A 23,091-nucleotide genomic window follows, 5' to 3' on the forward strand; every position below is an offset into this window, starting at 1 on the left:
CCGATGCCTAGTCTGAGGGCGTGGATGCAGATGTGATCGTGGTCGGCGCGGGGCTCGCGGGGCTGGTCGCCGCGGCCGAGGTCGCCGACGCCGGCAAGCGGGTGATCCTGCTGGAACAGGAGCCGCCGCAGAGCCTCGGCGGGCAGGCGTGGTGGTCGTTCGGCGGGCTGTTCCTGGTCGACACGCCGGAGCAGCGCCGGATGGGGATCAAGGACTCCGCCGACCTCGCGTGGCAGGACTGGCTCGGCAGCGCCGCGTTCGACCGGGACGAGGACCTGTGGCCGCGCCGCTGGGCGGAGGCCTACGTCCAGTTCGCCGCCGGCGAGAAGCGCTCCTGGCTGCGGGCGATGGGGCACCGCGTGTTCCCCGTCGTCGGCTGGGCCGAGCGCGGCGGCGGCCCCGCCGACGGCCACGGCAACTCCGTGCCCCGCTTCCACATCACCTGGGGCACCGGGCCCGGCGTCGTCGAGCCCTTCGCCCGCCGGGTCCAGGCCAGCCCCTGGTCGAGATCCGCTTCCGGCACCGCGTCGACGCCCTGGTGAAGACCGGCGGCACCGTCACCGGCGTCAGCGGCGCCGTCCTGGCCGACAGCTCCGTGGCGCGCGGGCAGACGAGCTCCCGCGAGGCCACCGGCGAGTTCACGCTGTCGGCCCAGGCCGTCATCGTCACCTCGGGCGGCATCGGCGGCGACCACGACCTCGTCCGCAAGGCATGGCCGGCCCGGCTCGGCACGCCTCCGAAGCGCATGGTCGCCGGCGTCCCGGCGCACGTCGACGGCCGGATGCTCGGCATCACCGAGGCCGCCGGCGGGCAGATCATCAACCCCGACCGGATGTGGCACTACACCGAGGGCCTGCAGAACTGGGACCCCGTCTGGCCCAACCACGGCATCCGCATCCTGCCGGGCCCGTCGTCGCTGTGGCTCGACGCCACCGGCAAGCGCCTGCCGGCGCCGTGCTACCCCGGCTTCGACACCCTCGGCACCCTCAAGCACCTGATGGCGACGGGGCACGACTACAGCTGGTTCGTCCTGACCCAGAAGATCATCGAGAAGGAGTTCGCACTGTCCGGGTCCGAGCAGAACCCGGACCTCACCAACCGCAGCGTCCGGCAGGTGCTGCAGCGGGTCCGCCCCGGCGCGCCCGCCCCCGTGGAGGCCTTCAAGCAGAAGGGCGCCGACTTCGTGGTGGCGCCCACGGTGGAGGAGCTCGTCGCCGGCATGAACACCCTGGCCGGCTCCTCCCTGCTCTCCGCCCCCGCCGTGAAGGCCGTCATCGAGTCCCGCGACCGCCAGCTCACGAACCCGTTCGCCAAGGACGCGCAGATCACCGCGATCCGCGGCGCCAGGGCCTACCGCGGCGACAAGCTCATCCGCGTCGCGACCCCGCACCGCCTCCTCGACCCGAAGGCCGGCCCGCTCATCGCCGTCCGCCTCAACATCCTGACCCGCAAGACCCTCGGCGGCCTGCACACCGACCTGTCCGCCCGGGTCCTGCAGTCCGACGGTTCGCCTTTGCCGGGTGTGTACGCCGCGGGCGAGGCCGCCGGCTTCGGGGGCGGCGGCATGCACGGCTACAACTCGCTCGAGGGCACGTTCCTCGGCGGCTGCCTGTTCTCCGGCCGCGTGGCCGGCCGGGCCGCGGCCGCCGCGATCGCCTGACCCCGGCGACCCACAGGCCCGTCCGGCGGTGGCCGGTCCGGCGGTGGCCGTCTGGCGGTGGCCGTCTGGCGGTGGCCGTCTGGCGGTGATCGGCTGGCGGTGGCCGGCGGTCCGTGGCGTGCCGTCCTGCTGCCCGGCGGCGGGGGCGGGACGTCAGACCAGCGGCGGCAGGGCGCGCGGTGGGGCGAGGGCGGCCGCGAACAGGTCGCCGCGCTCGGCGACGCGGTCCGCGACCGTGCGGACCGTGAACGCCGCCGGGGTCAGCGCCGGGTCGTCGAGCTCGTCCCAGCCGATCGGCGCAGACACCGGCGCGCCAGGAGCGGCGAGCGGGCTGTACGGCGCGACCGCCGCCGGCCCGCCCGCCACGCCGTGGTGCTCGAAGCCGGGCGCCACCGCCGCGATGGAGCGCGCGAGCGACTCGACCCAGGCGGTGGCGTCGCCGGCCGCCGGCACCCAGAGCTCGATGCCGGGCCCGACCTTCACGCCGGCGGAGACCTTCAGGTGGTCGAACGCCGTCCGGTACAGGCGGGCGAGCGCCACCTGATCCGCCCACGCGTTGCCGGCGCCCAGGTCGATCACGGCCAGGCCCGTCGTGTCGACGTGCGCCGGTGTGCGGGTCCCACAGCCGGTCGGGGTCGGCGAGCACCTCCTCGCTCGTCCGTCCACTGAGGACGGAGCGCGGATGGTCCTCCGGGTCCCAGCCGTCGACCGCGTGCTCGTCGCGCTTGTGCAGCAGCAGCCAGTCGTCCTTGCCGTTCTGCTGCCGCCCCGTCCGGATCAGGACGAACGCCCCGCGCAGCTTCTCGCCGTGCAGCCGCGCGTGCAGCTGGCCGGCGGCCACCGCGGCGGCGGGGTCCGGGTCCTTGTACGGCTCCCACGTCCCGGCGTCCCACACGATGACGTCGCCGCCACCGTACCCGCCGGCGGGGATGACCCCTTCGAAGTCGACGTAGTCCATCGGGTGGTCCTCGACGTGGAACGCGGCCCGCCGCACCTTCGGGTCGAGCGTCGGCCCCTTCGGCACCGCCCAGCTGGCGAGCGCCCCGTCGATCTCCAGCCGGAAGTCGTAGTGCAGCCGCGTCGCGCGGTGCCGCTGCACCACGAACCGCCGCTCGCCCGCCATGGCTCCAGTCAAGCACGGGGTGGGGTACAGTGCCTGGTGGCGCCGTCCGCGCGCCGTACCCTCTGACCGGTGGCCCACGCCCGCCGGCCGCGCGGGGGAGAAGGTGGTCCGTTGCCATCGCGGTCGCCGCTCGTCTTGTTGAGGCCCGGTCCCGCACGACGGTCGCCGACTTCGCCGCGTGGGCATGCGAAAGCGGCCCGACCGTCGGTGAGGCAGCCGCGATGACCGACCACAAGCATCTCAAGCGACTCGTCCGTGAGCGCAGCACGCGCACCGGGGAGTCCTACACCACCGCCCGCAGGCACGTCGTCGCTGCACGCGTCGCCGCCGCCCGCCCGCCGCAACATCAGCCCAGCGACCTCGTACGCCGCCTCCTGCACGCCGCCGGCTCCGACCTCAGCGAGCCGATGACCTGCGGCCTCGGCGGCGGCATCGGCTTCATGGCCGCCGTCTTCGACTACCGCGGCATGCCCCCGATGCTCACCGTCGTCGCCCAGCACCATCCCGCCCCCTGGACCCCCACGGTGCTGACCCGCCTCGGCGTCCCGTTCACCGAGTCGCACAGCACCACCCCGGCGGCCGCCCTCAAGGCGCTGCGGCTCTCCCTTACCGCCGGGCGTCCGGTGTACTGCACCGTGACCGCGAGCCGGTTGCCATGGCGTACCGTCACCGTCCCCATCGACGCGGACCCCCACGGCATCCTCGTCCTGGACGAACACCCCGGCGGTTTCACCGTCCACGACGGCGCCCCGCACCAGCTGCCCGTGGATGCCTTCATGGAGGCCTGGTCCGCCCACCGCAAGGGCCGCCACCACCGCCTCGTCGTCACCGGCACCCCCACCGTCCCCCTGCCCACCGCGATCCCCGCCGCCCTCGCCGAAACCACCGCCCACCTCACCGGCCCCGTCCTCGGCAACGCCTTCGACGCCAACTTCGGCTTCTCCGGCATGACCCGCCTGGCGTCCCAGCTCCGCGACACCCGCACGAAGACCGGCTTCCCCCGCCGCTTCGCCGAACCCGCCGCATTCACGTTCGCGCTCCGGCGGCTTCACGAGTGCCTGGAGGAGCAGTACACCGCCCCCGCCGCCACCCGCCCGCTCTACGCCGAGTTCCTCGACGAGGCCGCCACCCTGACCGGCAATCCCCACCTCACCGAAGCGGCGTCGGCCTTCCGCTCCTCCGCCACCGTCTGGTCAGCGATGTCCACCACCGCCCGCCACCCCACAACCACCGACCCCACCACCGTCTTCACCACCCTGGCCGACCTCCTGGACCAGGCCCGCACCATCGAGGAGTCCGCGATCCCCCTCCTCCAACCACCCACCTGACCACCGCAGCCCGCGGCGGCTCGACTCCGGACGCGGCTGTGGGCTCAGGTCCGCTGGCACTCCGATACACCGCCGGACCACAACGCTCCGGCATTGATCCAAGGACGGATCTGGCCGCCCCCACGACCGGATCCGTCCTTGGATCAACCGGCAGCCACCACACCGTCGGTCACCGCATCCCGGCCGCCCCGGAGACCCGGCACCACCCACCACCACATCCTCTGCGGCCCGCTCCCACCCACGTTGCCAATTGGGCGGGGCAGGACGATTGGAGCGCCGTGGACGGATCACCGCGGCTGGTAGACGGTCAGGCGGGGCCGGGAGATCGATCCGGCTGACCGGCGGTGGCCAGCGTTGCGGTGTGGAGCCAGCGGGCGGATCAGGCGCGCTGCTGGTCGCCGGGCTGGCAGGGCCGGGTGGAGCGTCGACGGCTGCAGCGGTGCGTGCGGCCGGGTCGGCCAGCCGGCGGGCCGGTTGGCGCGTCGGTCGTTGGAAACGCCCGTGATCGGAGCGTTGGCTGTCGGAAAGCCGGTGGGTAGGGCGGCGAAGGCGGTTGCTGGCCCACCTGGCGTGGCGCGCTGGGTGCTGGCGACCAGAGCTGTGCGGCTGTTCGGCCGGCCGGCGGGGGCGGTTGCCCGGCTGGCGAGGCGCGGCGAGTTCGAGATCCAGCGGCTGCCTCCGTGTGGCTGGGCAGCCGGTTGGACTGTCGATCGAAGCGCCCGTGGCTGGAGTGTTGGCCGCTGGAGGATCGGTGGGTCGGGCGGCAAGGGCGGTTGTTGGCCCAGATGGCAGGGCGTGCCGGGGTGCTGGTGGTCAGCGCCGCGCGCCCGGTTGGCCGAAGGCAGGTCCGGTTGCAGAGATGGCGGGTGGAGGGCCGGCGGGTGGTTGCCCGGTTGGCGAGGCGGGGCGAGTTCGGGCTTCAGCAATCGCTTCCGTGCGGCTGGGCGGCCAGCCAGCGGGACCGGTGGTGAAGGCGGTGTTGGTCCCACGGGCGGTTGCTGGCCCGGGTGGCCGTGGCGTGTTGGGTGCTGGCGGTCAGATTCGTGCGGCTGGTTGGCCGGCTGGCGGGGCGTTGGAGAGACGGCCGTTGAAGGGCCGGTGGGTCGAGGCCAGTGGGTGGGGTGCTGACGGGTGGGTGTCGGTGGGTGGGGGCGAGCGGGCGGTTGCTGGTCTGGGTGGCGTGGCGGTGCTGGGTGTTGGTGGTTAGAGCCGTGCGGCTGGTCGGCCGGCTGGTGGGGCTGGTTGGAGCGACGGTGGGTGGAGGACCGGCAGTTGTGGGGACGGCCGGTTGAGGGCTGGCGGGTGGAGGGCTGGGGCGTGGGGCGGTACGGCTGGCTGGCCCGGCGGCGGGGTGGGGTGAGGGGCGGGCAGGGCGGGATGGCCGGGGGGTGGCTCCGGGGTGCGGATCAGCTTCCTGGCGGTGAGGACGCCGATGGTGAGGGTGAGGATGACGGCGCCGGGGAGGAGGGACATGCCGTCGGCGGCCCAGCTGCTGCCGGCGACGGTGAACAGGACGTTGGCGGCGAACATCGACAGCAGCAGGGACGCGGCGACGAGCAGGAAGCTCAGCACGGGGCTGGTGAGGACGAGGACGGTCCAGAGGGTTGGTCTGGCCCAGCCGCCGGCGGGGCGGCGGGTGCGCATGACGGCGATGACCGTGAGCAGCATCGGGGCGGACAGGAGCAGGCCGGTGATCGTGATGTCGCTCGGCACGCCGGCGCCGGTGGTGAGGCCGAGGGCGCCGAGGAGCAGCACCGGGGCGGCGGTCACGGCGGCGGACCAGGTCGGGTGCAGGGGGACGGGGCGGGCCGCGGCGGCGGACCGGGCGGCGACGAGGGCGAGGCCCGCGGCGACGAGCGCGGTCGTGACGGACAGACCGGTGGGCAGGAACGGGTGGTTGACCGCCGGGGTGCCCTGGCCCAACATGATCGGCCCGCAGCAGGCGGCGATGACCGCCGTCCAGGCGAGGCGGCGGCGGGCGGCCAGGCCGTCCCTGCCGAGGGTGGGGCCGGCGACGGCCCAGGCGACGGTGGCGGTGATCGCGCCCGCGGTCAGGGCGGTGCGCAGGGTGGGGGACTCGGTCCGGGCGAGGACGCCGTCGGTGACCAGCAGCGCGACGGTCTGCATGGCGGCGGCGAGCGGGCCGGCCCGGCGGTCCGCGGTGGCCAGCAGCAGGCCGAGGGCGGCGAGGGTCACGCCGCCCCAGCGCAGCTCGGCGACCCACATGTACAGCTCGCCGTCGCCGCCCGGCATCGGAGCCGTCTCGCCGACCCTGGGCATGGCGGGGGTTAGGACGGTCAGCGTGTAGGCCCACGAGATCAGGCCCACGAGGAGCGCCACCACGCCGGCCGTGACGGTGGACGGGCGCAGGCGCATCGGGGCGGTGGTGGGCACCGGGACCGGTGCCGGCCTCGGCGGGCGGGGGTGGGCCGCGCCCACACCGTAGCCGAGGGCGACGCCGGTGAGGATGAGCAGGTGCACCGGGTATGCATTGGTGGCGTTGAACAGGCTGATGGCGCCGTGTGACTGGTACCACGAGTCGGCGCCGCCGCCCAGGACAGCGCCGGAGACGAGGTCGGGTGCCCAGGCGAAGGCGGCCGACAGGTCAGCGCCGGAGGCGGCGATCGACGGCAGGACGGCGGCGGTCACCGCCAGCTCCACGACCAACGGCGTCCCCACGAGGGCGAGCAGCACGGCGACCGGCCACCAGCGGCGGCGCGTGGACGTGAGCCGGGCGACGGCCGCCGCCAGCGCCGCGGTGAGCGCCGCCCAGACCGGCGCGCCGATGACCAGGCAGACGGCGAACGTCTCGCCGTCGATGCCGATCGAGCTCTGGGTGCCCACGACGAGCACCGCGAACGCCAGTGCCAGGGGCAGCGGCGCCGCGGCGGCGGAGCCGGCCCGGCCGAGGCGGGGCAGGCCCAGCGGCATGCGGCGGCCGAGCCACCACGCGACGATGGTGAGGACGAGCAGCGCGGGCACCGACGTCAGCGCGGTGATCGTGGCGCCCGAGGGCCAGCCGATCTTCACGCCGGCCAGGCCGAGGAGCCATTCGTTGACGGCGCGGAGGACGCCGGCGGCGGGGCCGATCGCGATCAGGCCGAAGAACACCAGCACGGCGAACGGCTGCAGGGCGCGGCCGGCCGCCGGCAGGGCGTCGCGCCAGCCGCGGGGCACCCCGTCCTCGTCGTCGACGGGCGCGGCGGCGGCGAGGCTGAACGCGAACCGCAGCTGCCCGAACGCCCGCCGCCCGGCACCCGCGCCGGGCTCGGTGCGCAGCGCGTGCAGCTCGGCGGACCACTCCTGCAGCTGCACCTCGCGGACCGAGGCCGGCCACCGCCGGGCCGCCAGCCGCAGCAGGGCCTCGGCGAGGCGGTCGAGCGCGGTCATGCCAGCCCCTCGGTGGTCCGCGGCGCGACGACGGGCGCCAGCCGGGCATAGAGCTCCGCCACCGCGGTCCGTGCGGCGACGACGCCGTCGGGGGTCAGCCGGTAGTAGCGGCGGGCGGGGCGGCCGACGGCCACCGGGTCGATGTCCTCCCAGTGCGCGTCGACCCAGCCGGCCCGCTGCAGGCGCAGCAGGATCGGATACAGCGTGCCGCTTGGATGACCGGTCGCCCGCATCAGATCCAGGCCATATCGATCCACGGCGGGATCGGCGAGGAAAGCGGACACCACCTTCGCCACCGCCGCGGTCATTCGAACATCCGACGCCATGCATCGACTCTACATAGCCCTCAGCCGTTTTTCTACATAGCCCCTGCGTGCTAGGACAAATCAGTACATGAGCGAAAAATCGGAAAAAATGGACCTAGGCTCGGCAGCGTGAAGCGCAGAGCACTCCTCGTGGCCGGTGGGGCCTTCGCCGGCTCGGTCCTGGGCGGAAAGGGCGGAAGAACGGCACAGGCGAAGCAGGCGGTCGTGCAGTGGCCGATGTTCGAGTGGGAGAAGCAGCGCGGGTTCTTCCCGCCCGGCGTCGGCGTGCTGGTGCCCCCGCCGCTGGCCGTCTACGGCGACGGCGAGGCCTACGCCGACGCGGCGGCGCACCAGTACCTGCCGGCCGGGGAGGCGGAGGCGCTGCGGACCCACGCGGTCCAGGTCCTCGGCAAGCGGGCGGACCTGCGCCGCCGGCCCGGTTTCGAACCGCCGAAGGACGCCCCGTCGGAGCGGGTGCGGGTCCGGACCGCCGACGGGCACTACCTGACCGCGCATCTCGACGGGTGGGGCGACGGCGATCCGCGGCATGCGTTTCCTGTCGCGCTGCACGAGTTGTACGACCACGTGCAGGTCCTCCGGCGACGGGTGCGCGCGGACGGGACGCCGTGGGCCGCCGACGCGCTGCTCCTGGTCGCCGTGCATCTCGACGCCGAGCCCGACGGCCCCGAGCCGTGGCCCGCGAGCGTGCCGGTGCCCGACGTGCGGCACGACCGGCCCTACCGCGAGACGAAGCTCGCGGGCGCGAAGGCCAGAAAGGTCCGCCGCGACCTGCCGAGGTCCGATGAAGATGAAGGGGTGTGGCCGTCCTACCGGACCCCGGCGGGCGCGTTCATCGCGGCGAACTGGCGCTACAGCCTGCCGCACGAGTGGTGAGTCAGAAGCGAGCCTGCCGCGCGAGTGGTGAGTCAGAAGCGCAGGTCGGACAGGAACTTGAAGCCGTTCCGGGCGGTGGTCAGCGCGTCCGCCGGCGTGCGCGGCGGCGTCCCGGCGTCGTCGCGCTCCACGATGTACTCCACCAGACCTGCCTCACGGGCGTGCTCGAAGATCCGGCCGAAGTCGATGAGGCCGACGCCCGGATCGGTGAACGCCGCCGCCGTGTCCATGTCCTTCACGTGCACCTGACGGATCCGGCCGCGGTGCCGCTGGACGAGGTCGACCGGGTCGGCGGCGCCCCGCCACGCCCAGAAGAGGTCGACCTCCAGGTGGACGAGGTCGGGATCGGTCTCGGCGGTGAGGATGTCGTACCCGGTGCGGGACCCCCCGTCCTGGCGGACGAACTCCAGCTGGTGGTTGTGGTACCCGAAGTCGAGGCCGGCCCGCCTGGCCAGGGCGCCCGCGCGGTTGAGGTCGCGGGCGAGCGCGTGATACTTCGCGCCGTCGCGGATCGGCTGGCCGGTGGCGGGGTCGATGCCGAAGAACGGGTGGACGATGAAGCGGTTGCCGACGACGTTGGCGTCGTCGAGGGCCCGCTGCCACGCGGTCGCGTCCCACGGCTGCGGGATGGCGACGTGCCCCGAGGTGGCCTTCAGGCCGGCGGCGTCCAGCGCGGCGCGGAACTGGGCGGCGGTCCGGCCGACGAACCCGGCGTGCTCGACCCGGGTGTACCCGATGGCGCGCAGCTCGGCGAGGCTCGCGGCGAGGTCCAGGCCGAGCTGGTCGCGCAGTGTGTAGAGCTGCACGCTGATCCGGTCGAGCGGCACCCGCGACTGGCGGTGCGCGGGCGCGGCGCTCGCGGCCGGGGTCCCCAACAGCGAGGCGCCACCGAGAGCGGCCGCGCCGAGGAGACCGCGCCGGCTGACAGAGGAGCTGGGCATGCTGCACTTCCCTCCGAGATGTCAGGAACTTCCGTTCATCCTGACATTTCTATAGTTCGATGCAGCGTTTGTCACGGCTCAGGCCGGCGTCGTCTCACCCCGCAGGTCACGCTGCCGGGGCAGCTCAGTGTCGTCGCCGCGCAGCCAGCTCAGCGCGGCGTCCCGGTCGGGCAGCACGACGAACAGGTGCAGCAGGCACAGGGTGTGCATCATCCGGCGCATGAACGGCGCGATCCCCACCAGGCACGTGTGGCCGCCGGCCTGCGCGGCCCGGTGCCGGGCGGCGACGAGCAGCCCCAGCACCGACGAGTCGAGGGTGGTGACCCGGCTCAGGTCGAGCACCAGGTGCCCGGGCCGGTAGCCGGCGGGCGACAGCGCGTCGCGCAGCGCCGGCCCGACCTCGATGTCCAGGTCGCCGCTGAGTGACACCACCAGTGCCTCGTCGACCACCGCCGCGCTCACCCGGGCGTCGGTGACGACCACGGGGGCGGGCGCCGCCTCGACGACCGCCTCCGAAGGCGGTGCGTCGCCGGCGAGCCAGCCGACCGGGTCGGCGTCCGCGGACGCGAGGGGCACCCGGGAGCAGCGCCCGCAGCTGTGCGGGCCGGTCGCGAGCCGTGCGCCGGTCCAGCCGTGCCGGCGGAACAGGCTCCAGACGAGATCCCAGTTGTGCATCGTCGCGCCCAGCCCGGTGACGCTCTGGCCACAGGCGTCGCAGATCAACGTGAAGTCGGTGCCGTCAGGTGTCGTCGCCGCGGTCACGGTCGCCGCTCCTCTCAAGAGGCCGCTCTGGTCTCCGTCATCATGTCGTGTCCGTCGTCCTCGGGGACCATTCGTAACACGTGATTTACGTGCGCGATTTGCAACGTTCTCCTGACGCGGGGTGACGGGGCGCGCAAGGTGAGTCTGCCACCCGAGGTCCAGACCTGCCGGTGGACGTCCAGCAGCATGCCGATCGCGGTCGCGTCGATGAACGGGCATGCGGAGAGGTCGAGGACGAGCTGCTCGGGGTGCATGGTGAGCGCGTCCTCGAGCAGCGCCCGGACCCGTGGCTCCGAGGCGGCGTCGAGCTCCTCGGTGACGACGATCTCGACCAAGGGGGTGCCGGTGTGCATACGACGAGCCTCCGCCGCGCATGTGGCGGGAGTTCCGCGGAAGTATGACAGTTCGATGACAACGCATCCGACCTGGCATGATGCAGTGGTGTCGGGCGTACTGGTCATCGAGGACGACGATCGGATCCGGTTGTCGCTGGTGCTGGCGCTGGAGGACGAGGGCTATTCGGTGCGGGGCGTGTCCACCGCCGAGGACGGCCTCGTCGCGCAGCGGGCCGAGCCCGCGGACACCGTCCTGGTCGACCTGATGCTGCCCGGCGTCGACGGCTTCGAGTGCATCCGCCAGCTGCGCCGCGACGACGACGTGCCGATCGTGGTGGTCAGCGCCCGCGACGACACCCACGACATCGTGGCCGCGCTCGAGGCCGGCGCCGACGACTACCTGGTGAAGCCGGTCGCGGTGAAGGAGCTGTCGGCCCGGCTGCGCGCCCTGCGCCGGCGCGGCCGGGCGGTGCTGGCCACCGTGTCGACGCTCGTCTTCGGCGACCTGGAGATCCTGCCCGAGGCGGGCGAGGTGCGGGTCGCGGGCGAGCCGGTCGCGCTGACGCGGACCGAGTTCCGGCTGCTGTGCGAGCTCGCAGAGCACCCCGGCCTGGTCCTGTCCCGCCAGCAGCTGCTGCAGCGGGTGTGGGAGTACGACGTCGGCGACGAACGCCTCGTCGACGTGCACGTCGGCCGGCTGCGACAGAAGATCGAGGACGACTCCCGGGCGCCCCGGCGCCTGGTGACGGTCCGCGGCATGGGCTACAAGCTGCAGCGATGAGGCGGGCCGGGCTGCGCACACGGGTCATCGCGGGGTTCGCCGCGGGGGCCCTGGCGCTGTCCGCGTCGATGGCGTTCATCTCGTACGAGCTGACCCGCAGCGCCCTGCTCGCCGGGCGGGAACGGGCCACGGTCCGGGCCACCGCGTACGACGCGAGGATCATCACCGCGAGCCTCCGCGACGACGACCCCGACGTCGTGGACATCCTCAGGTCGCTGGACACCGGTGGCAACCGGCGCACCCTGCTGCGCCGCGCGGACGGCTGGTACACGCGCAACAACGACCCGGGCGCCGCCGCCGCCGTCCCGGCGGGGCTGCAACGGCTCGTCGAGGAGGGCGGCCAGGGCGCCCAGTGGGTCCGCGTCGACGGGGTCCCGGCGCTGGTCATCGGGGTGCCGCTGTCGCCGACGACGGCGCTGTTCGAGATCGACTACCTGCGCGAGCTCGACCAGACGCTGCGGACCCTCGCCTGGGTGCTCGGGCTCGTCGCGGCCGCGGTCGCGGCGGCCGGCGCGGGCCTGGGCTGGTACGCGACCCGGTACGTGCTGCGCCCGCTGCGCTCGGTCGCCGACGCCGCCCAGGGCATCACCGACGGCGACCTGAGCGCCCGCCTCGACCCGGCCGCCGAGCCGGACCTGGCGCGGCTGACGACGTCGTTCAACGGCATGGTCGACCAGCTGGCCCGCCGGCACGAGCGGGACCGCCGGTTCGCCGCCGACGTCAGCCACGAGCTGCGCTCCCCGCTGCAGACCCTCGCGGCGTCGGCGAGCGTCCTGCACCGGCGGCGGGAGCACCTCGACGAGCGGACCGCCCTCGCCGCCGGCCTCGTCGTCGAGGAGATCGAACGGTTCCAGTCGCTCGTCGACGACCTGCTCGAGCTGGCCCGCAGCGACCAGCCGGCGCAGCGCGCCCCGGTCGACCCGCACGCCCTGGCCCGGCGGGTGGCCGAGTCGCAGGGCCTGCCGGCGGACCTGGTGGAGCCGCCCGGCGCCGACGAGGCGCCGCAGTGGCTGGTCGACCGGCGCCGCCTCGAGCAGATCCTGGCCAACCTGCTGGACAACGCGGTCCGGCACGGCGGCGGGCCGGTCGCCGTCCGGCTCACCTGCGTCGCCGGGGCCGGCCGGGTCGAGGTCGACGACGAGGGCCCCGGCGTCCGCCCCGCCGACCGCGAGGTGATCTTCGACCGGTTCGTCCGCGGCCGGTCGGCGGGCGCCCGCGGCGGCGGCGACGGCACCGGCCTGGGCCTCTCGCTGGTCGCGCAGCACGCGAGCGCGCACGGCGGGCGGGTCGAGGTGCTCGACCGTCCGGGCGGCGGTGCGCGCTTCCGGGTGGATCTGCCGGGTGTCGTACGGTGAGACGCCGCGCGCTTCTCGCCGCCGCCCTGCTCACGCTCTCGGTGCAGGCCTGCGGGGTCCCCGACGAGCACGCGCCACGGCCGATCGAGCCGTCGCTGGTGATCCCCAACCCGTCGCAGAAGGCGCCGGGCAACTCGGCGGGCAACTCCGTGGGGGCCGTCGTCGAGCGGCTCTACCTGGTCCGCGACGACCAGCTCGTGGCGGTGGAGCGGCGGGTCGCCTCGACCAGCGACGTGGCCGCGCTGCTCGCCGACCTGGCCGCCGGCCCGACCGACGCCGAGCGCGCCGCCGGGCTGACCAGCGCGCTCACCGGCACGGACCTCATCGCGGGGGTGCGGCTGGTCGCCGGGACCGCGGAGGTGACGTTCCGTCCGCAGGCGGGTGGCCGTACCGACGACATCCTCGCGATCGGACAGATCGTGTGCACCCTGGAAGCCCGCACCGACGTGGACACGGTCCGCTTCCTGCAGGACGGTCAGGTGCTGAAGGTGCCCGGCGCCGACGGCGCGCTCACGGACCGGCCGCTGACCGTCGCCGACTACCACACGCTGATCACCGACCGGTGAGGCGGCCGATCACCAGGTAGTAGCGGTCGATGCCGTGGATGAGCTTCGCCAGCTGCGCGAAGTCGACGGGCTTGCGGAAGAAGTGCTCGCTGGGGACGCCGAAGTCGCGCAGCATCTGCTCCTCCGCGGGCGAGCCGGTGAGCACCACGACGGTCAGGTCGGCGAGGCGGGGGTTGCCGAGGATCCGGTCGAGCACGACCCGGCCGTCGACGCCGGGGAGGTTGAGGTCGAGCAGGACGATGTCGGGCGTCGCGGCGTCCACGTGCGCACCGCGGTGCTCGAGGAAGTCGATCGCCTCGAGGCCGTCGCCGATCACGGTGACCTCGTTGCTGAGCCGGTGTTCGCGGAACTCGTCGAGGGTGAACGCGACGTCGCCGGCGTCGTCCTCGACGATGAGGATCCGGGCCAGCTCCGGCGTGCCGTCGCCGTTCATTTGCCTCCTTCTAGAATGTTGCCGTACTGCAACCGTCAAAGCACACGATAGTGCACCCGGAACGACGTATCCACCATGCAACGATGTCCGGATGACCACCCTGGGGGGAAACGAGGCGTTGGTTCGTGCGTTGCTGGCAGTCAGCCGTTGCATGGTTGCACTGGCGGATCGGAATCTGGCGGCGATGGACTCGGACGTGACGCTGGCCCAGTACCGCACGCTGGTGGAGCTGGCGACCGGCGGCCCGCAGCGCAGCGCGGACCTGGCCAGGGAGCTGGACGTGGCGCCGTCGACCTTGACGCGCATGTGCGACCGGCTGGAGCGCAAGCACCTCGTGCGGCGCTTCCACCGCGTCGACGACCGCCGCTCGACGTGGCTGGCGCTGACGCCCGCAGGGCGCGACCTGGTCGGGGTGGTGATGCGGGAGCGGCTGCGGGAGCTGTCGGCGATCGTCCACGACGCCAAGGTCGACGCGTCGCAGGAGAGCGTGGACCTGCTGGACCGCATCGTCGAGGCGTCCGGTGAGCTGCCGGACGCGCAGTGGTGGCAGCGGTGGGAGACGTCCGCCGACCCCCTCGACAGCGTGACGCTGCCGTGACCGCCGAGCCCGTGCTGCCGTCCGTCACGCTGACCACGCCACGCCTGGTGCTGCGCCCGTTCGTGCCCGGCGACGCGCAGGACGTCCACGCCGTCTGGCACGACGCCCGCTTCGTCGACGCGTCGCCGCTCGGCTACGCGTACGCCGGAGCTGGTCTTGACACGGCGCTGGCCTGGTGCACGAGCGGCATCGAGGAGCGGCGCCGCGCGGGCAAGGGCATCGGCTTCGCCGTGGCGCCCCGCGAGGGCGGGCGGCTGGTCGGGCACGTCTCGCTGTTCAGCGCCGACTGGACGGCCATGTCGGCGGAGATGCACTACTGGACGGCGCCGTGGGCGCGCGGCCGAGGCGTCGCCGCCGAGGCGGCCGCGGCGGTGGCCCGGTGGGCGCTGACGGAGCAGGGCTTCCACCGCATCGCGCTGCAGGCGGCACCGGCGAACGCCGCGTCCCGCCACGTCGCGGAGCGGGCCGGCTTCCGGGCCGAGGGCGTGCTGCGCAACGTCGCCGTCTCCCGCTCCGGCCGGCACGACCTGGTCATGTACAGCATGATCCCGTCGGACCTGTCAGCCGCCGGCTGACGCCTCGTCTCCCCGGCGGCGCCTTGTCTCCCATTAGCGCCTCGCCTTCCGGTGGCGCCTCGTCTTCCGGCGGCGTCCCGGCTTACGGCGGCGCTCAGTCTCGCGGGAGTGCCTCGCCGAGCATGCGTCTGGCGATCGCGGCGAAGGCGGGGTTGCGGTCGCGGTAGTACGGCAGGGCGACCAGGCCCATGCACAGCACCCAGCCGCGCGCCCGCTCCCACATCGCGTCGTCGGCGCCGACCGCGTCGCGGAACGTGTCGCGGTGCTCGGCGGTCAGCAGCGTCCAGGCGGGCATGACGTCGCAGGCCGGGTCGCCGACGCCGGCGCAGCCGAAGTCGATGACCGCGCTGACCCGCCCGCCGGCGGCCAGGACGTTGCCGGCGTGCAGGTCGCCGTGGCTCCACGTCGGCGGGCCGTCCCACGGGGCCGCGGCCAGGGCCTTCTCCCACGCGGCGGTGGCGGCGTCCGGGTCGAGCTCGCCGTCCAGCTGGGCGATCGCGTCGCGTACCGACGCATCGTTGCGGGCGAGGGAGCCGCCGCGATACCCCGCAGGGGCGCCGGCCGGGTCGACGGCGCGCAGCGCGCTGACGAACGCGGCGAGGTCGAGTGCGTCGCGCCGCTCGGTGAACGCCTCGACCGTGTCGCCGGGCAGCCACCTGCCGACCGTCCACGGGAACGGGAAGCCGAGCGCGGGCCGGCCGGTCGCCAGGGGCTCGGGGATCGGGAGCGGCAGCCGGGGCGCGAGCAGCGGCAGCCAGTGCGCGTCGCGCTCGACCTGGGCGGCGCCGCTCGCCTGCCGGGGCAGGCGGACGGCGAACTCGTCGCCGAGGCGGTACATCGCGTTGTCGGTGCCGGGCCTGGGCACCGCCGCCACCGGCAGGTCCGTCCACTGTGGAAACTGGTTGGCGACGAGCCGCCGCACCAGGTCCTCCGCCGTGTCTATGGCAGCCGCTCCTCGATCATCGCGACCCGCTCCTGCACCGTGCCGGGCGGGATCTCGAGCAGATCGTAGCCGTGCTCCCGGTACACCTCCTCGTGAATTCCGGCGAAGACCAGCGACTGCTGGTAGGTGATGCGCCGGGCCGCGGTCGGGGTCACGAACCCGATCGGCTGGATGAGGAACACCAGCCGCTGGTAAACCTGCTGCTCCTGGACCCGCCGCACCTCCGCGACGAGCGCCGGGGTGGGCTCGACGACGGCGAACCTCGCGAGATACCTCGCGAGGGCGAGCGTGCACAGCGGCGAGCGGTCGAAGAGCTGCACCGGTGTGCCGCCGGCCTGCTCCTGCCGGTGCCGCTGCAGGTGTACGACCAGGTCGAGGAACTCCTCGTGGCGCTCGTGCGGCCGCTCATGCGGTGACGCGGCGATCACGTCGGTCGCCGCCTCGTCGACGACGTGGTGCCCCCGGGCGCGCAACGCCAGCGCCACGATGGTCTTCCCGGCGCCCGGCGCCCCGGTCAGAATGTATCGGCGGACATCCATTGACTTCACTCCATTCATACACTTATATGCGTCTATGCGAAGACTGATGCGCCTGCTCAGTGCGGCGCTACTGATGGTGTTCTCGACGGCCGGAGCACTGATCGTCACGGCCGGACCGGCACACGCCGACGCCTGCTACACGTGGAGCGGCACGCTGGCCCAGGGATCGTCGGGAGAAGGGGTCCGGCAGCTGCAGATCCGCGTCGCCGGTTACCCCGGCTCGGGCGCGGTCCTCGGACTCGACGGCGTCTACGGGCCCGCGACGAAGTCAGCGGTGGCCCGGTTCCAAGCAGCATACGGCCTCACCGCCGACGGCATCGCCGGACCCGCCACGTTCGCCAAGCTGTACGCCCTCCAGGACGACGACTGCACGCCCGTGAGCTTCAGCTATGCCGAGCTGAACAACTGCAACAGCACCTGGGCCGGCGGCAACGTCTCCGCCGCGACCGCCAAGGCCAACGCCCTGGTCACGATGTGGAAGCTCCAAGCGCTGCGGCACGCCCTCGGCGACCAGCCGATCCGCGTCACCAGCGGCTTCCGCAGCGCCGCGTGCAACAACGCCGTCGGCGGCGCCTCGTCCAGCCGCCACCTCTACGGCGACGCCGCCGACCTCGGCGCCGGCCCGCACTCCCTGTGCACCCTCGCCCAGGCCGCCCGCAACCACGGCTTCGCCGGCATCCTCGGCCCCGGATACCCCGACCACAACGACCACACCCATGTCGACGGCCGCCCGAGCCGCTTCTGGTCCGCCCCCAACTGCGGCGTCGCCAGCCTCACCGGCGGCCTCGACCCACTGCGCGACAACTGACCCACTGCCCCCTGCCCACTGCCAGGCCTGACCGCCCGCCGGCACACACCACCGGCGGGCGGTCACCGTCAGCTGTTGCTCCCGCCCCACCCGCTGTCGCGGCGGGTCCCGGCGGGGGATTCCCACCGGCGGAAGTGGGTAGTCGTCCAGCCATGGGCCAGCAGGTGAAGAACATCATGACCAGCGCACCACTCACCATCGACGTCGACGCCCCGATCACCGCCGCCGCGGAGCTCATGCGCGACGCTGACATCGGCGCCCTCGTTGTCACAGCCACCAGCGGCGTCCGCGGCGTTCTGACCGACCGCGACGTCACCGTCCGCGTGGTCGCCACCGGCGCCGACCCGGCCACCACCGCCGTCGGCGACGTCGTCGCCCCCGACCTGGTCGCCGTCTCCCCACACGACGACGTGGACACCGCCACGGAGCTCATGCGCACCAACGCCCTCCGCCGCCTCCCAGTCCTCGACGGCGACAACCTCGTCGGCATCGTCTCCCTCGGCGACCTCGCCATCGACCGCGACCCCACCTCACCCCTGGCCGACATCAGCTCCGAGGCCCCCAACAACTGACCCCCCGCCCCCACCGCTCTCCGGCGACGGGTTCCCACCCACCCCCCGAAGTGCTGCCACACGTCCCAGACGCGCCGCGTTGTCAGCCGTGCCGCGTTGCGGGGTGTGCGGCGTTGCGGGGTGTGCCGCGTTCCCAGACGTGCCGCGTTGCTGGGCGTGCCGTGTTGCTGGGCGTGCCGTGTTGCTGGGCGTGCCGCGCTGCACGGGGAGACGCTGCGCTGCCGGAGATGCGGCGCTGCTGGGGTGCTGGGCCGGGGCGAGCCGTGTCGTCATGTGTGACGTGCTGCCGGGGTGCTGGGCTGCTGGATGCGCAGCGCTGCCATGTGTGACGCGCTGCCGCGCTGACAGGGCGGGCCCTGCACTGCGGCCGGCGGTCGGAGGCCGCTCCACCGACGTGCGACGGCGAGAGCGTCGCGATCGCCGCGGCGCCGCCGTGCCAGCCGTCGGACGTGACGGCCGGGAAGTTGCCGGGGCTCGCCGCATTCGTTCGTCAGCCTCTGCAACGCGAACCATGAGCGGCGACCACGTATCGCCGTGGAACCGTCCGAGCCGGCAGCACCTGTCGGTTGCGGTGGCGAGCGCCCACGCCAGCCGATCGGGCGCGGGCACGGCTCGGACAACGATCTTGGCGGCCGCTGAAGGTCGGGGAGATCCTCGGCGTGCCGGTGAACGACGCGGAGATCTGTGGCGAGGTGGAGAGGTCGTGGACGCCGGCGGCAGGTGTGAGGTGCAGGTGGGGCGCATGCCGAGGGACGCGTTGAAGGTCGTCGAGTCAGGCGGCGGGATGTGAAGGTCGTGGCGGCCTGTGACGGGCTGGTGAACGACGTGGAGGCGAAGGTCGTGCAGGCCCACGGTGTCTGAGTGTTGAAGGGCGGGGGATCTGCAGCGAGGTGAAGGTCGTTGGGGTCTGTGGCCGGGTGGGCGAACGACGTGGGGATGAAGGTCGGGGAGATCCTCGGCGTGGCGGTGAACGGCGCGGAGTTCTGCGGCGAGGTGGAGAGGTCGTGGAGGCCAGCGGCAGGTGTGAAGCGCCGGTGGGGTGCATGCGGAGGGGCGCGTTGAAGGTCGTCGAGGCAGGCGGCGGGATGTGAAGGTCGTGGCGGCCTGTGGCGGGCTGGTGAACGACGTGGAGGCGAAGGTCGTGGGGGTCCGTGGCGGGGCGGTGAGCAACGTGGGGATGGAGGCTCACGGTGCCTGGGTGTTGAAGGGCGGGGGATCTGCAGCGAGGTGAAGGTCGTTGGGGTCTGTGGCCGGGTGGGAGAACGAGGTGGGGATGAAGGTCGGGGAGATCCTCGGCGTGGCGGTGAACGGCGCGGAGTTCTGCGGCGAGGTGGAGAGGCCGTGGAGGCCAGCGGCAGGTGTGAAGCGCCGGTGGGGTGCATGCCGAGGTGTGCGTTGAAGGTCGTGGAGGCCTGTGGCGGGCTGGTGAACGACGTGGAGGCGAAGGTCGTGGGGGTCTGTGGCGGAGCGGTGAACGACGTGGGGACGAAGGTTGTGGAGGCACGCGGCGTCTGGGTGTTGAAGGGCGTGGGGGTCTGTAGCGAGGTGAAGGTCGTCGAGGCAGGCGGCGGGATGTGAAGGTCGTGAAGGCCCGTGGCGGGGTGGCGAACGACGTGGGGATGAAGGTCGTGGATGCGTGCAGTGGCCGGGCGTTGGAGGACGTGGGGATCTGCGGCGGGTAGTGAAGGACACGGAGACCCCGCGGGGCTGAAGGCGGTTGGGATGTCCGTTGACGAAACCAGTGCAGCCGCGCCGCAGCGGGCCACCGGTCGGGGCCGGCAGTGGTTGTGGCTGTCTGGGGTGTCGGACGGGGCTGAGGTGGTCGGTGATCGCCTGCGCCGCCAGGTGCAGCGCCCTGGACCTGAACTCGCCCCGCCAGCGGCGTGGGGTGCGGAGGGGACGACGAGGTAGTTGAGGGTGGTGGGCAGGGAGGCGGTGAACGTGGTTGCGCGTAGGTCGGGCTGGAACTGGAGCCGGATGGGGCTGAGGGGCCGGTCGGTGTCAGGCGGGTGGTGGGGTGCGGAGGGGGACGACGAGGTAGTTGAGGGTGGTGGTGGGCAGGGAGGCGGTGAACGCGGTTGCGCGCAGGTCGGGCTGGAACTGGAGCCGCACGGGGTGGTGGGGGAACGCGCGCAGGGCGTCCAGGAGGAGGCGGGCCTGGAACGAGCGGACGACGTGGGTGCCGTCGGTGGTGGCCTTGAGGGTTTGCTCGGACTCGCCGGTGAGGGGGTCGTCGGCGTGGACCAGGAGGGCGCCCTCGATCGGTTGGAGAGTGACGCGGCCGTGGGGGCCACCGAAGGCGGTGGCGCGGTCGACTGCCTGGGCGAGGGTGTCGGCGTCGGTCTCGACGGTGCAGATGGCGGAGATGTCGAGGAGGCGGGACATCTGAGCGTCGGGGTAACCGGTGCCGAGGGTCGGGGTGGTGAGGCTGCCGCCGTCCCAGGACAGGGCGAACAGGTCGTCGTCCGCGTGGACGTGGATGGTCTCCTCGCGGGACAGGTGCTGGGCGGCGCGGGCCAGCACGGCTGCGGGCACGAGTGCTTCGACCCCGGCGCGGACGGTCGCAGTCTCGCGGGCGACGGCATCGGTTGCCGGCGTGGAGGTGGGGTGCCAGGGGATCGCGGCGGCGGCCAGGCGGAAGCGGTCGGTGGCCAGGAGCGACAGGGTGCTGGTGTGGGCGCGGAGACGGACGCCGGTGAAGAGGGGGAGGGCGTGCTCGCGGGAGGCGGCGCCGGCCACCGGGACGGCGGCGGTGCGGAGGTCGTCGCCGGCGACGGTGCCGTGGGCAGGGGGCAGGTGGACCGGCGGGGGTGTGGCGTCGGGGATGCTGGGCAGCGCGAACCGGGCGCCCGGGACGCGGATCGACAGGCGGCCGCCCTGGACGGTGAGGCGGGCGTCGGCGGCGTCGAGGGACGTGAGGGTGTCGGCGACGGCCCGGCGGGGGACGACGACCTCGCCGGGGGTGTGGACGGTCGCGGGGGTGTGCAGGTGGACGACGACCTCGCCGTCGGTGGCGACCAGGTGCAGGCCGGCGTCGTCGGCGCGCAGCAGCACGCCCGCGTGGGACGGCTGCAGGGAGCGGCCGGTCAGCATGCGCAGCAGAAACGACGCGGCTGCGGCGAGCCGGGAAACAGATGCGGTCACGTCCATGCCTGCGAACCTACGCCGAGGGTATGACAAAAACCGGAGCCGGCGAGAGCACGCAGCCCTCACCCGATCGCGGTATAAAACCGACCAATGCCGCATATCATGATCGCGTGGCGATGACCGCTGTCACGGAAGCGCCGCCGGGGCTGTCGCTGGTCTTCGGCGTCGGTGACCTGTTGTGCGCACTGCCCCTGCGTGAGGTGGTGGAGACGATCCGGCCGCTGCCGGTGCAGCCGCTGGCGGGCACGGCCGACGTGCTGCTCGGGGTCAGCGTGATCCGCGGGCTCGCGGTGCCCGTCGTCGACACGGCGCGGCTCCTCGGCGCGGCGGCGGAGCGGCCCAGCAGGTTCGTGACGACGCGCACCGGAGGCGGGCCGCTCGCGTACGCCACCGGGCCGGTCCGAGGCGTGCTGCCGGTGGAGCCGGACGCCGACCGGCCGCCACCGCCGATGCTCGCCGCCTCGGCGACCAGGATCGTCGCGGCCGTCGGCGTCCTGGATGCCCGCCCCCTGCTGTTCCTGAGCAGCGAATGGCCACTGCCGAGCGCGCCCCGCGACGAATGGCCGTTGACAAGCCCAAGCCCAAGCCCAAGCCCAAGGACAAGCTCAAGCACAAGCACGGAACACGACGAGTGGCCGGTGCACGATGGAACGTGACGAGGACGTCGCGCGGCTGCGCGAGCTGCTGTCGGTCCGGCTCGGGCTGACGTTCGACGACAAGCGGGACCCCCAGCTCGCCGCGACCCTGCGGGCGCGCGCCGGCCAGCACGGCCTGTCCGGCCGGGGCTACCTCGACCGCCTCGGCACCGCCTGGAACAACGAGCTCGCCGCTCTCGCCGAGGCCGTGACCGTCAACGAGACCTACTTCTTCCGCAACATCGAGCAGTTCAACGTCCTGGCGGAGGTGGTACTGCCCGCGCGCGTCCGGGCCAGGGCCACCCAGCGGTGCCTGCGGCTGCTGTCGGTGGGCTGCTCGACGGGCGAGGAGGCGTACACGCTCGCGATGGTCGCGGCCCAGCGCGTCGAGCCGTCGTGGGACGTGTCGATCGTCGGGCTCGACGTCAACCGGGCCGCCCTGCGCGTCGCCGCCGCCGGGCGGTACTCGCAGTGGTCGCTGCGGGAGACCCCGGACGCCGTGCAGCAGCGATGGTTCCGGGCCGCCGCCGACGGGGTCGAGATCGACGAGCGGCTCCGCGGGCGCGTGCGGTTCCTGGAGTACAACGCCGTCAACGACGACCCGGTGCTGTTCGCGCCCGACACGTACGACGTCGTCTTCTGCCGCAACCTGCTGATGTACCTGACGCCGAGGACGGTCGCGGCCGCGGTCGCCCGGATCACGCGGGCCCTGGCGCCGGGTGGCTACCTCTTCCTGGGACACACCGACACGCTCGGCAGCAAGCCGCCCGCCCTCGCGGTGCAGCACACCCACAACACGTTCTACTACCAGAAGGTCGTACAGCAGGCGCAGAACGCACACCGGGTGCGGCCGGCGCCTCAGGAGGACGGCAAGGCGAAGGCGCTGCATCTCGTGCAGCAGGAGCGGTTCGGTGAGGCCCTCGCGGCGCTCGACGCGATCGACACCGCCGCGGCCGACCGGCCCGACGTGCTGCTCCTGCGCGGCGCCGTCCTCGCCCATCTCGGGCACACCGGGCGGGCCGCCGCGGTCTGCCACCGCCTGCTGGACCGTGACGCCCTCAACCCCGACGCGCACCACCTGCTCGGCGAGTGCCGGGAGGGCGACGGCGACACGGACGGGGCGCTGGAACACCACCGGATGGCCGCCCACCTCGACGCCGAGTTCGCGATGCCGCGGCTGCGGATGGGGCTGCTCGCCCGGCGCGGCGGCGACCGGGCGACCGCCGAACGCGAGCTGGGCCGGGCCGCGGCCCTGCTGCGGCACGAGAAGGAGGAGCGCGTCCTGCTCTTCGGCGGCGGGTTCGGCCGCGGCGCCCTGATCGCCCTCTGCCACGCCGAAACGGCCGCACCGCGATGACGCCCGCGGAACACGCCATGACAGCCGCGGACCGAAGCCGACCG

The 23,091-nt window shown here is 73.5% G+C and carries 22 protein-coding genes and 2 pseudogenes; 13 read left to right on the plus strand and 11 right to left on the minus strand.

Features of this window, described 5'->3' with window-relative positions:
- Positions 1-20: 20 nt before the first annotated feature.
- Positions 21-1,660 (plus strand): annotated as a pseudogene (locus ABD332_RS23695) (FAD-binding dehydrogenase).
- Positions 1,661-1,813: 153 nt separating this feature from the next.
- Here the strand turns inward: ABD332_RS23695 and ligD are convergent.
- Together ligD and ABD332_RS23705 are read right to left on the minus strand one after the other, a co-directional pair.
- The gene (gene ligD / locus ABD332_RS23700; RefSeq protein WP_344504252.1) at positions 1,814-2,239 is read right to left on the minus strand and encodes a non-homologous end-joining DNA ligase LigD; all 426 of its coding nucleotides are present in this window, start codon (positions 2,237-2,239) and stop codon (positions 1,814-1,816) included.
- A gap of 196 nt (positions 2,240-2,435) precedes the next feature.
- Positions 2,436-2,969: pseudogene (locus ABD332_RS23705) on the minus strand (DNA polymerase ligase N-terminal domain-containing protein); the annotation flags it as partial.
- 35 nt (positions 2,970-3,004) lie between these two features.
- On the opposite strand from ABD332_RS23705, the gene ABD332_RS23710 reads away from it, so the two are divergent.
- Positions 3,005-4,111 (plus strand): BtrH N-terminal domain-containing protein, encoded by a 1,107-nt coding sequence (locus tag ABD332_RS23710; protein ID WP_344504254.1) that lies wholly within the window; start codon positions 3,005-3,007, stop codon positions 4,109-4,111.
- 1,203 nt (positions 4,112-5,314) lie between these two features.
- On the opposite strand, the gene ABD332_RS23715 is transcribed toward ABD332_RS23710, so the two are convergent.
- Together ABD332_RS23715 and ABD332_RS23720 are read right to left on the minus strand one after the other, a co-directional pair.
- Entirely contained in the window at positions 5,315-7,501 is a 2,187-nt protein-coding gene (locus ABD332_RS23715; protein WP_344504255.1) for a hypothetical protein, read from the minus strand.
- A complete protein-coding gene (locus tag ABD332_RS23720) occupies positions 7,498-7,827 on the minus strand; it encodes a PadR family transcriptional regulator (RefSeq protein WP_344504256.1) in 330 nt (109 codons plus the stop codon). Before ABD332_RS23720 ends, ABD332_RS23715 begins: the two co-directional genes overlap by 4 nt.
- A 108-nt stretch (positions 7,828-7,935) precedes the next feature.
- On the opposite strand from ABD332_RS23720, the gene ABD332_RS23725 reads away from it, so the two are divergent.
- Positions 7,936-8,700, plus strand: a complete 765-nt coding sequence (locus ABD332_RS23725) for a hypothetical protein (RefSeq protein ID WP_344504257.1) — start codon at positions 7,936-7,938, stop codon at positions 8,698-8,700.
- Between the two features lie 32 nt (positions 8,701-8,732).
- Here ABD332_RS23725 and ABD332_RS23730 read toward each other — a convergent pair whose 3' ends face one another.
- The 3 genes from ABD332_RS23730 to ABD332_RS23740 form a co-directional block, all read right to left on the minus strand.
- Positions 8,733-9,641 (minus strand): sugar phosphate isomerase/epimerase family protein, encoded by a 909-nt coding sequence (locus ABD332_RS23730; RefSeq protein WP_344504258.1) that lies wholly within the window; start codon positions 9,639-9,641, stop codon positions 8,733-8,735.
- A 78-nt stretch (positions 9,642-9,719) separates the two neighbouring features.
- Positions 9,720-10,403, minus strand: coding sequence for an STAS domain-containing protein (locus ABD332_RS23735; RefSeq protein ID WP_344504259.1), 684 nt, complete (start codon positions 10,401-10,403; stop codon positions 9,720-9,722).
- A 14-nt stretch (positions 10,404-10,417) separates the two neighbouring features.
- On the minus strand, positions 10,418-10,756 hold the full coding sequence (locus tag ABD332_RS23740; RefSeq protein ID WP_344504260.1) for an STAS domain-containing protein: 339 nt from the start codon (positions 10,754-10,756) through the stop codon (positions 10,418-10,420).
- Between the two features lie 88 nt (positions 10,757-10,844).
- Here ABD332_RS23740 and ABD332_RS23745 point away from each other — a divergent pair, with 88 nt between their 5' ends.
- Genes ABD332_RS23745 through ABD332_RS23755 form a run of 3 tightly spaced genes read left to right on the plus strand, consistent with a single transcriptional unit; the run spans position 10,845 to position 13,440 of the window.
- Positions 10,845-11,519, plus strand: a complete 675-nt coding sequence (locus tag ABD332_RS23745) for a response regulator transcription factor (protein WP_344504261.1) — start codon at positions 10,845-10,847, stop codon at positions 11,517-11,519.
- A complete protein-coding gene (locus tag ABD332_RS23750; protein WP_344504262.1) occupies positions 11,516-12,874 on the plus strand; it encodes a HAMP domain-containing sensor histidine kinase in 1,359 nt (452 codons plus the stop codon). The genes ABD332_RS23745 and ABD332_RS23750 overlap by 4 nt, the downstream gene beginning before the upstream one ends.
- Positions 12,871-13,440 carry a GerMN domain-containing protein gene (locus tag ABD332_RS23755; protein ID WP_344504263.1) on the plus strand — a complete coding sequence of 190 codons (570 nt, stop codon included), beginning with the start codon at positions 12,871-12,873 and terminating at the stop codon, positions 13,438-13,440. Before ABD332_RS23750 ends, ABD332_RS23755 begins: the two co-directional genes overlap by 4 nt.
- Here ABD332_RS23755 and ABD332_RS23760 read toward each other — a convergent pair.
- Positions 13,427-13,873, minus strand: a complete 447-nt coding sequence (locus ABD332_RS23760) for a response regulator (RefSeq protein WP_344504264.1) — start codon at positions 13,871-13,873, stop codon at positions 13,427-13,429. The two genes, ABD332_RS23755 and ABD332_RS23760, sit on opposite strands and share 14 nt — an antisense overlap.
- Before the next feature lie 184 nt (positions 13,874-14,057).
- On the opposite strand from ABD332_RS23760, the gene ABD332_RS23765 reads away from it, so the two are divergent.
- Positions 14,058-14,471, plus strand: coding sequence for a MarR family winged helix-turn-helix transcriptional regulator (locus ABD332_RS23765; protein ID WP_344504265.1), 414 nt, complete (start codon positions 14,058-14,060; stop codon positions 14,469-14,471).
- Positions 14,468-15,046: a GNAT family N-acetyltransferase gene (locus ABD332_RS23770; protein WP_344504267.1), complete on the plus strand. Its 579-nt coding sequence runs from the start codon at positions 14,468-14,470 to the stop codon at positions 15,044-15,046. Before ABD332_RS23765 ends, ABD332_RS23770 begins: the two co-directional genes overlap by 4 nt.
- Positions 15,047-15,140: 94 nt before the next feature.
- On the opposite strand, the gene ABD332_RS23775 is transcribed toward ABD332_RS23770, so the two are convergent.
- On the minus strand, positions 15,141-15,968 hold the full coding sequence (locus ABD332_RS23775; protein WP_344504268.1) for an aminoglycoside phosphotransferase family protein: 828 nt from the start codon (positions 15,966-15,968) through the stop codon (positions 15,141-15,143).
- Positions 15,969-15,985: 17 nt separating this feature from the next.
- A complete protein-coding gene (locus tag ABD332_RS23780; RefSeq protein ID WP_344504269.1) occupies positions 15,986-16,528 on the minus strand; it encodes an AAA family ATPase in 543 nt (180 codons plus the stop codon).
- A 46-nt stretch (positions 16,529-16,574) separates the two neighbouring features.
- Here ABD332_RS23780 and ABD332_RS23785 point away from each other — a divergent pair, with 46 nt between their 5' ends.
- The 3 genes from ABD332_RS23785 (at position 16,575) to ABD332_RS23795 (ending at position 19,486) form a co-directional block, all read left to right on the plus strand.
- Positions 16,575-17,336, plus strand: a complete 762-nt coding sequence (locus ABD332_RS23785; RefSeq protein WP_344504270.1) for a D-Ala-D-Ala carboxypeptidase family metallohydrolase — start codon at positions 16,575-16,577, stop codon at positions 17,334-17,336.
- Positions 17,337-17,512: 176 nt separating this feature from the next.
- Complete coding sequence (locus ABD332_RS23790; protein WP_344504271.1) at positions 17,513-17,908, plus strand: CBS domain-containing protein; 396 nt, start codon at positions 17,513-17,515, stop codon at positions 17,906-17,908.
- A 1,395-nt stretch (positions 17,909-19,303) separates the two neighbouring features.
- Entirely contained in the window at positions 19,304-19,486 is a 183-nt protein-coding gene (locus tag ABD332_RS23795) for a hypothetical protein (RefSeq protein ID WP_344504272.1), read from the plus strand.
- A 423-nt stretch (positions 19,487-19,909) separates the two neighbouring features.
- Here ABD332_RS23795 and ABD332_RS23800 read toward each other — a convergent pair whose 3' ends face one another.
- A complete protein-coding gene (locus tag ABD332_RS23800; RefSeq protein WP_344504273.1) occupies positions 19,910-21,058 on the minus strand; it encodes a DNA polymerase III subunit beta in 1,149 nt (382 codons plus the stop codon).
- Between the two features lie 23 nt (positions 21,059-21,081).
- On the opposite strand from ABD332_RS23800, the gene ABD332_RS23805 reads away from it, so the two are divergent.
- Positions 21,082-21,711: a chemotaxis protein CheW gene (locus ABD332_RS23805; protein ID WP_344504274.1), complete on the plus strand. Its 630-nt coding sequence runs from the start codon at positions 21,082-21,084 to the stop codon at positions 21,709-21,711.
- The gene (locus ABD332_RS23810) at positions 21,701-23,047 is read left to right on the plus strand and encodes a CheR family methyltransferase (RefSeq protein WP_344504275.1); all 1,347 of its coding nucleotides are present in this window, start codon (positions 21,701-21,703) and stop codon (positions 23,045-23,047) included. The genes ABD332_RS23805 and ABD332_RS23810 overlap by 11 nt, the downstream gene beginning before the upstream one ends.
- The last annotated feature ends 44 nt before the right edge of the window (positions 23,048-23,091 follow it).

Source organism: Dactylosporangium maewongense (assembly GCF_039531485.1).
In the GTDB taxonomy this organism is placed as follows: Bacteria; Actinomycetota; Actinomycetes; order Mycobacteriales; family Micromonosporaceae; genus Dactylosporangium; species Dactylosporangium maewongense.

Bases quoted from the DNA above. Each gene is read 5' to 3' on its own strand.
- ABD332_RS23710 (WP_344504254.1), top strand. From the start codon at position 3,005: ATGACCGACCACAAGCATCTCAAGCGACTCGTCCGTGAGCGCAGCACG.
- ABD332_RS23715 (WP_344504255.1), bottom strand. From the start codon at position 7,501: ATGACCGCGCTCGACCGCCTCGCCGAGGCCCTGCTGCGGCTGGCGGCC.
- ABD332_RS23720 (WP_344504256.1), bottom strand. From the start codon at position 7,827: ATGGCGTCGGATGTTCGAATGACCGCGGCGGTGGCGAAGGTGGTGTCC.
- ABD332_RS23730 (WP_344504258.1), bottom strand. From the start codon at position 9,641: ATGCCCAGCTCCTCTGTCAGCCGGCGCGGTCTCCTCGGCGCGGCCGCT.
- ABD332_RS23740 (WP_344504260.1), bottom strand. From the start codon at position 10,756: ATGCACACCGGCACCCCCTTGGTCGAGATCGTCGTCACCGAGGAGCTC.
- ABD332_RS23750 (WP_344504262.1), top strand. From the start codon at position 11,516: ATGAGGCGGGCCGGGCTGCGCACACGGGTCATCGCGGGGTTCGCCGCG.
- ABD332_RS23760 (WP_344504264.1), bottom strand. From the start codon at position 13,873: ATGAACGGCGACGGCACGCCGGAGCTGGCCCGGATCCTCATCGTCGAG.
- ABD332_RS23765 (WP_344504265.1), top strand. From the start codon at position 14,058: ATGGACTCGGACGTGACGCTGGCCCAGTACCGCACGCTGGTGGAGCTG.
- ABD332_RS23780 (WP_344504269.1), bottom strand. From the start codon at position 16,528: ATGGATGTCCGCCGATACATTCTGACCGGGGCGCCGGGCGCCGGGAAG.
- ABD332_RS23785 (WP_344504270.1), top strand. From the start codon at position 16,575: ATGCGCCTGCTCAGTGCGGCGCTACTGATGGTGTTCTCGACGGCCGGA.
- ABD332_RS23790 (WP_344504271.1), top strand. From the start codon at position 17,513: ATGACCAGCGCACCACTCACCATCGACGTCGACGCCCCGATCACCGCC.
- ABD332_RS23800 (WP_344504273.1), bottom strand. From the start codon at position 21,058: ATGGACGTGACCGCATCTGTTTCCCGGCTCGCCGCAGCCGCGTCGTTT.
- ABD332_RS23805 (WP_344504274.1), top strand. From the start codon at position 21,082: ATGACAAAAACCGGAGCCGGCGAGAGCACGCAGCCCTCACCCGATCGC.
- ABD332_RS23810 (WP_344504275.1), top strand. From the start codon at position 21,701: ATGGAACGTGACGAGGACGTCGCGCGGCTGCGCGAGCTGCTGTCGGTC.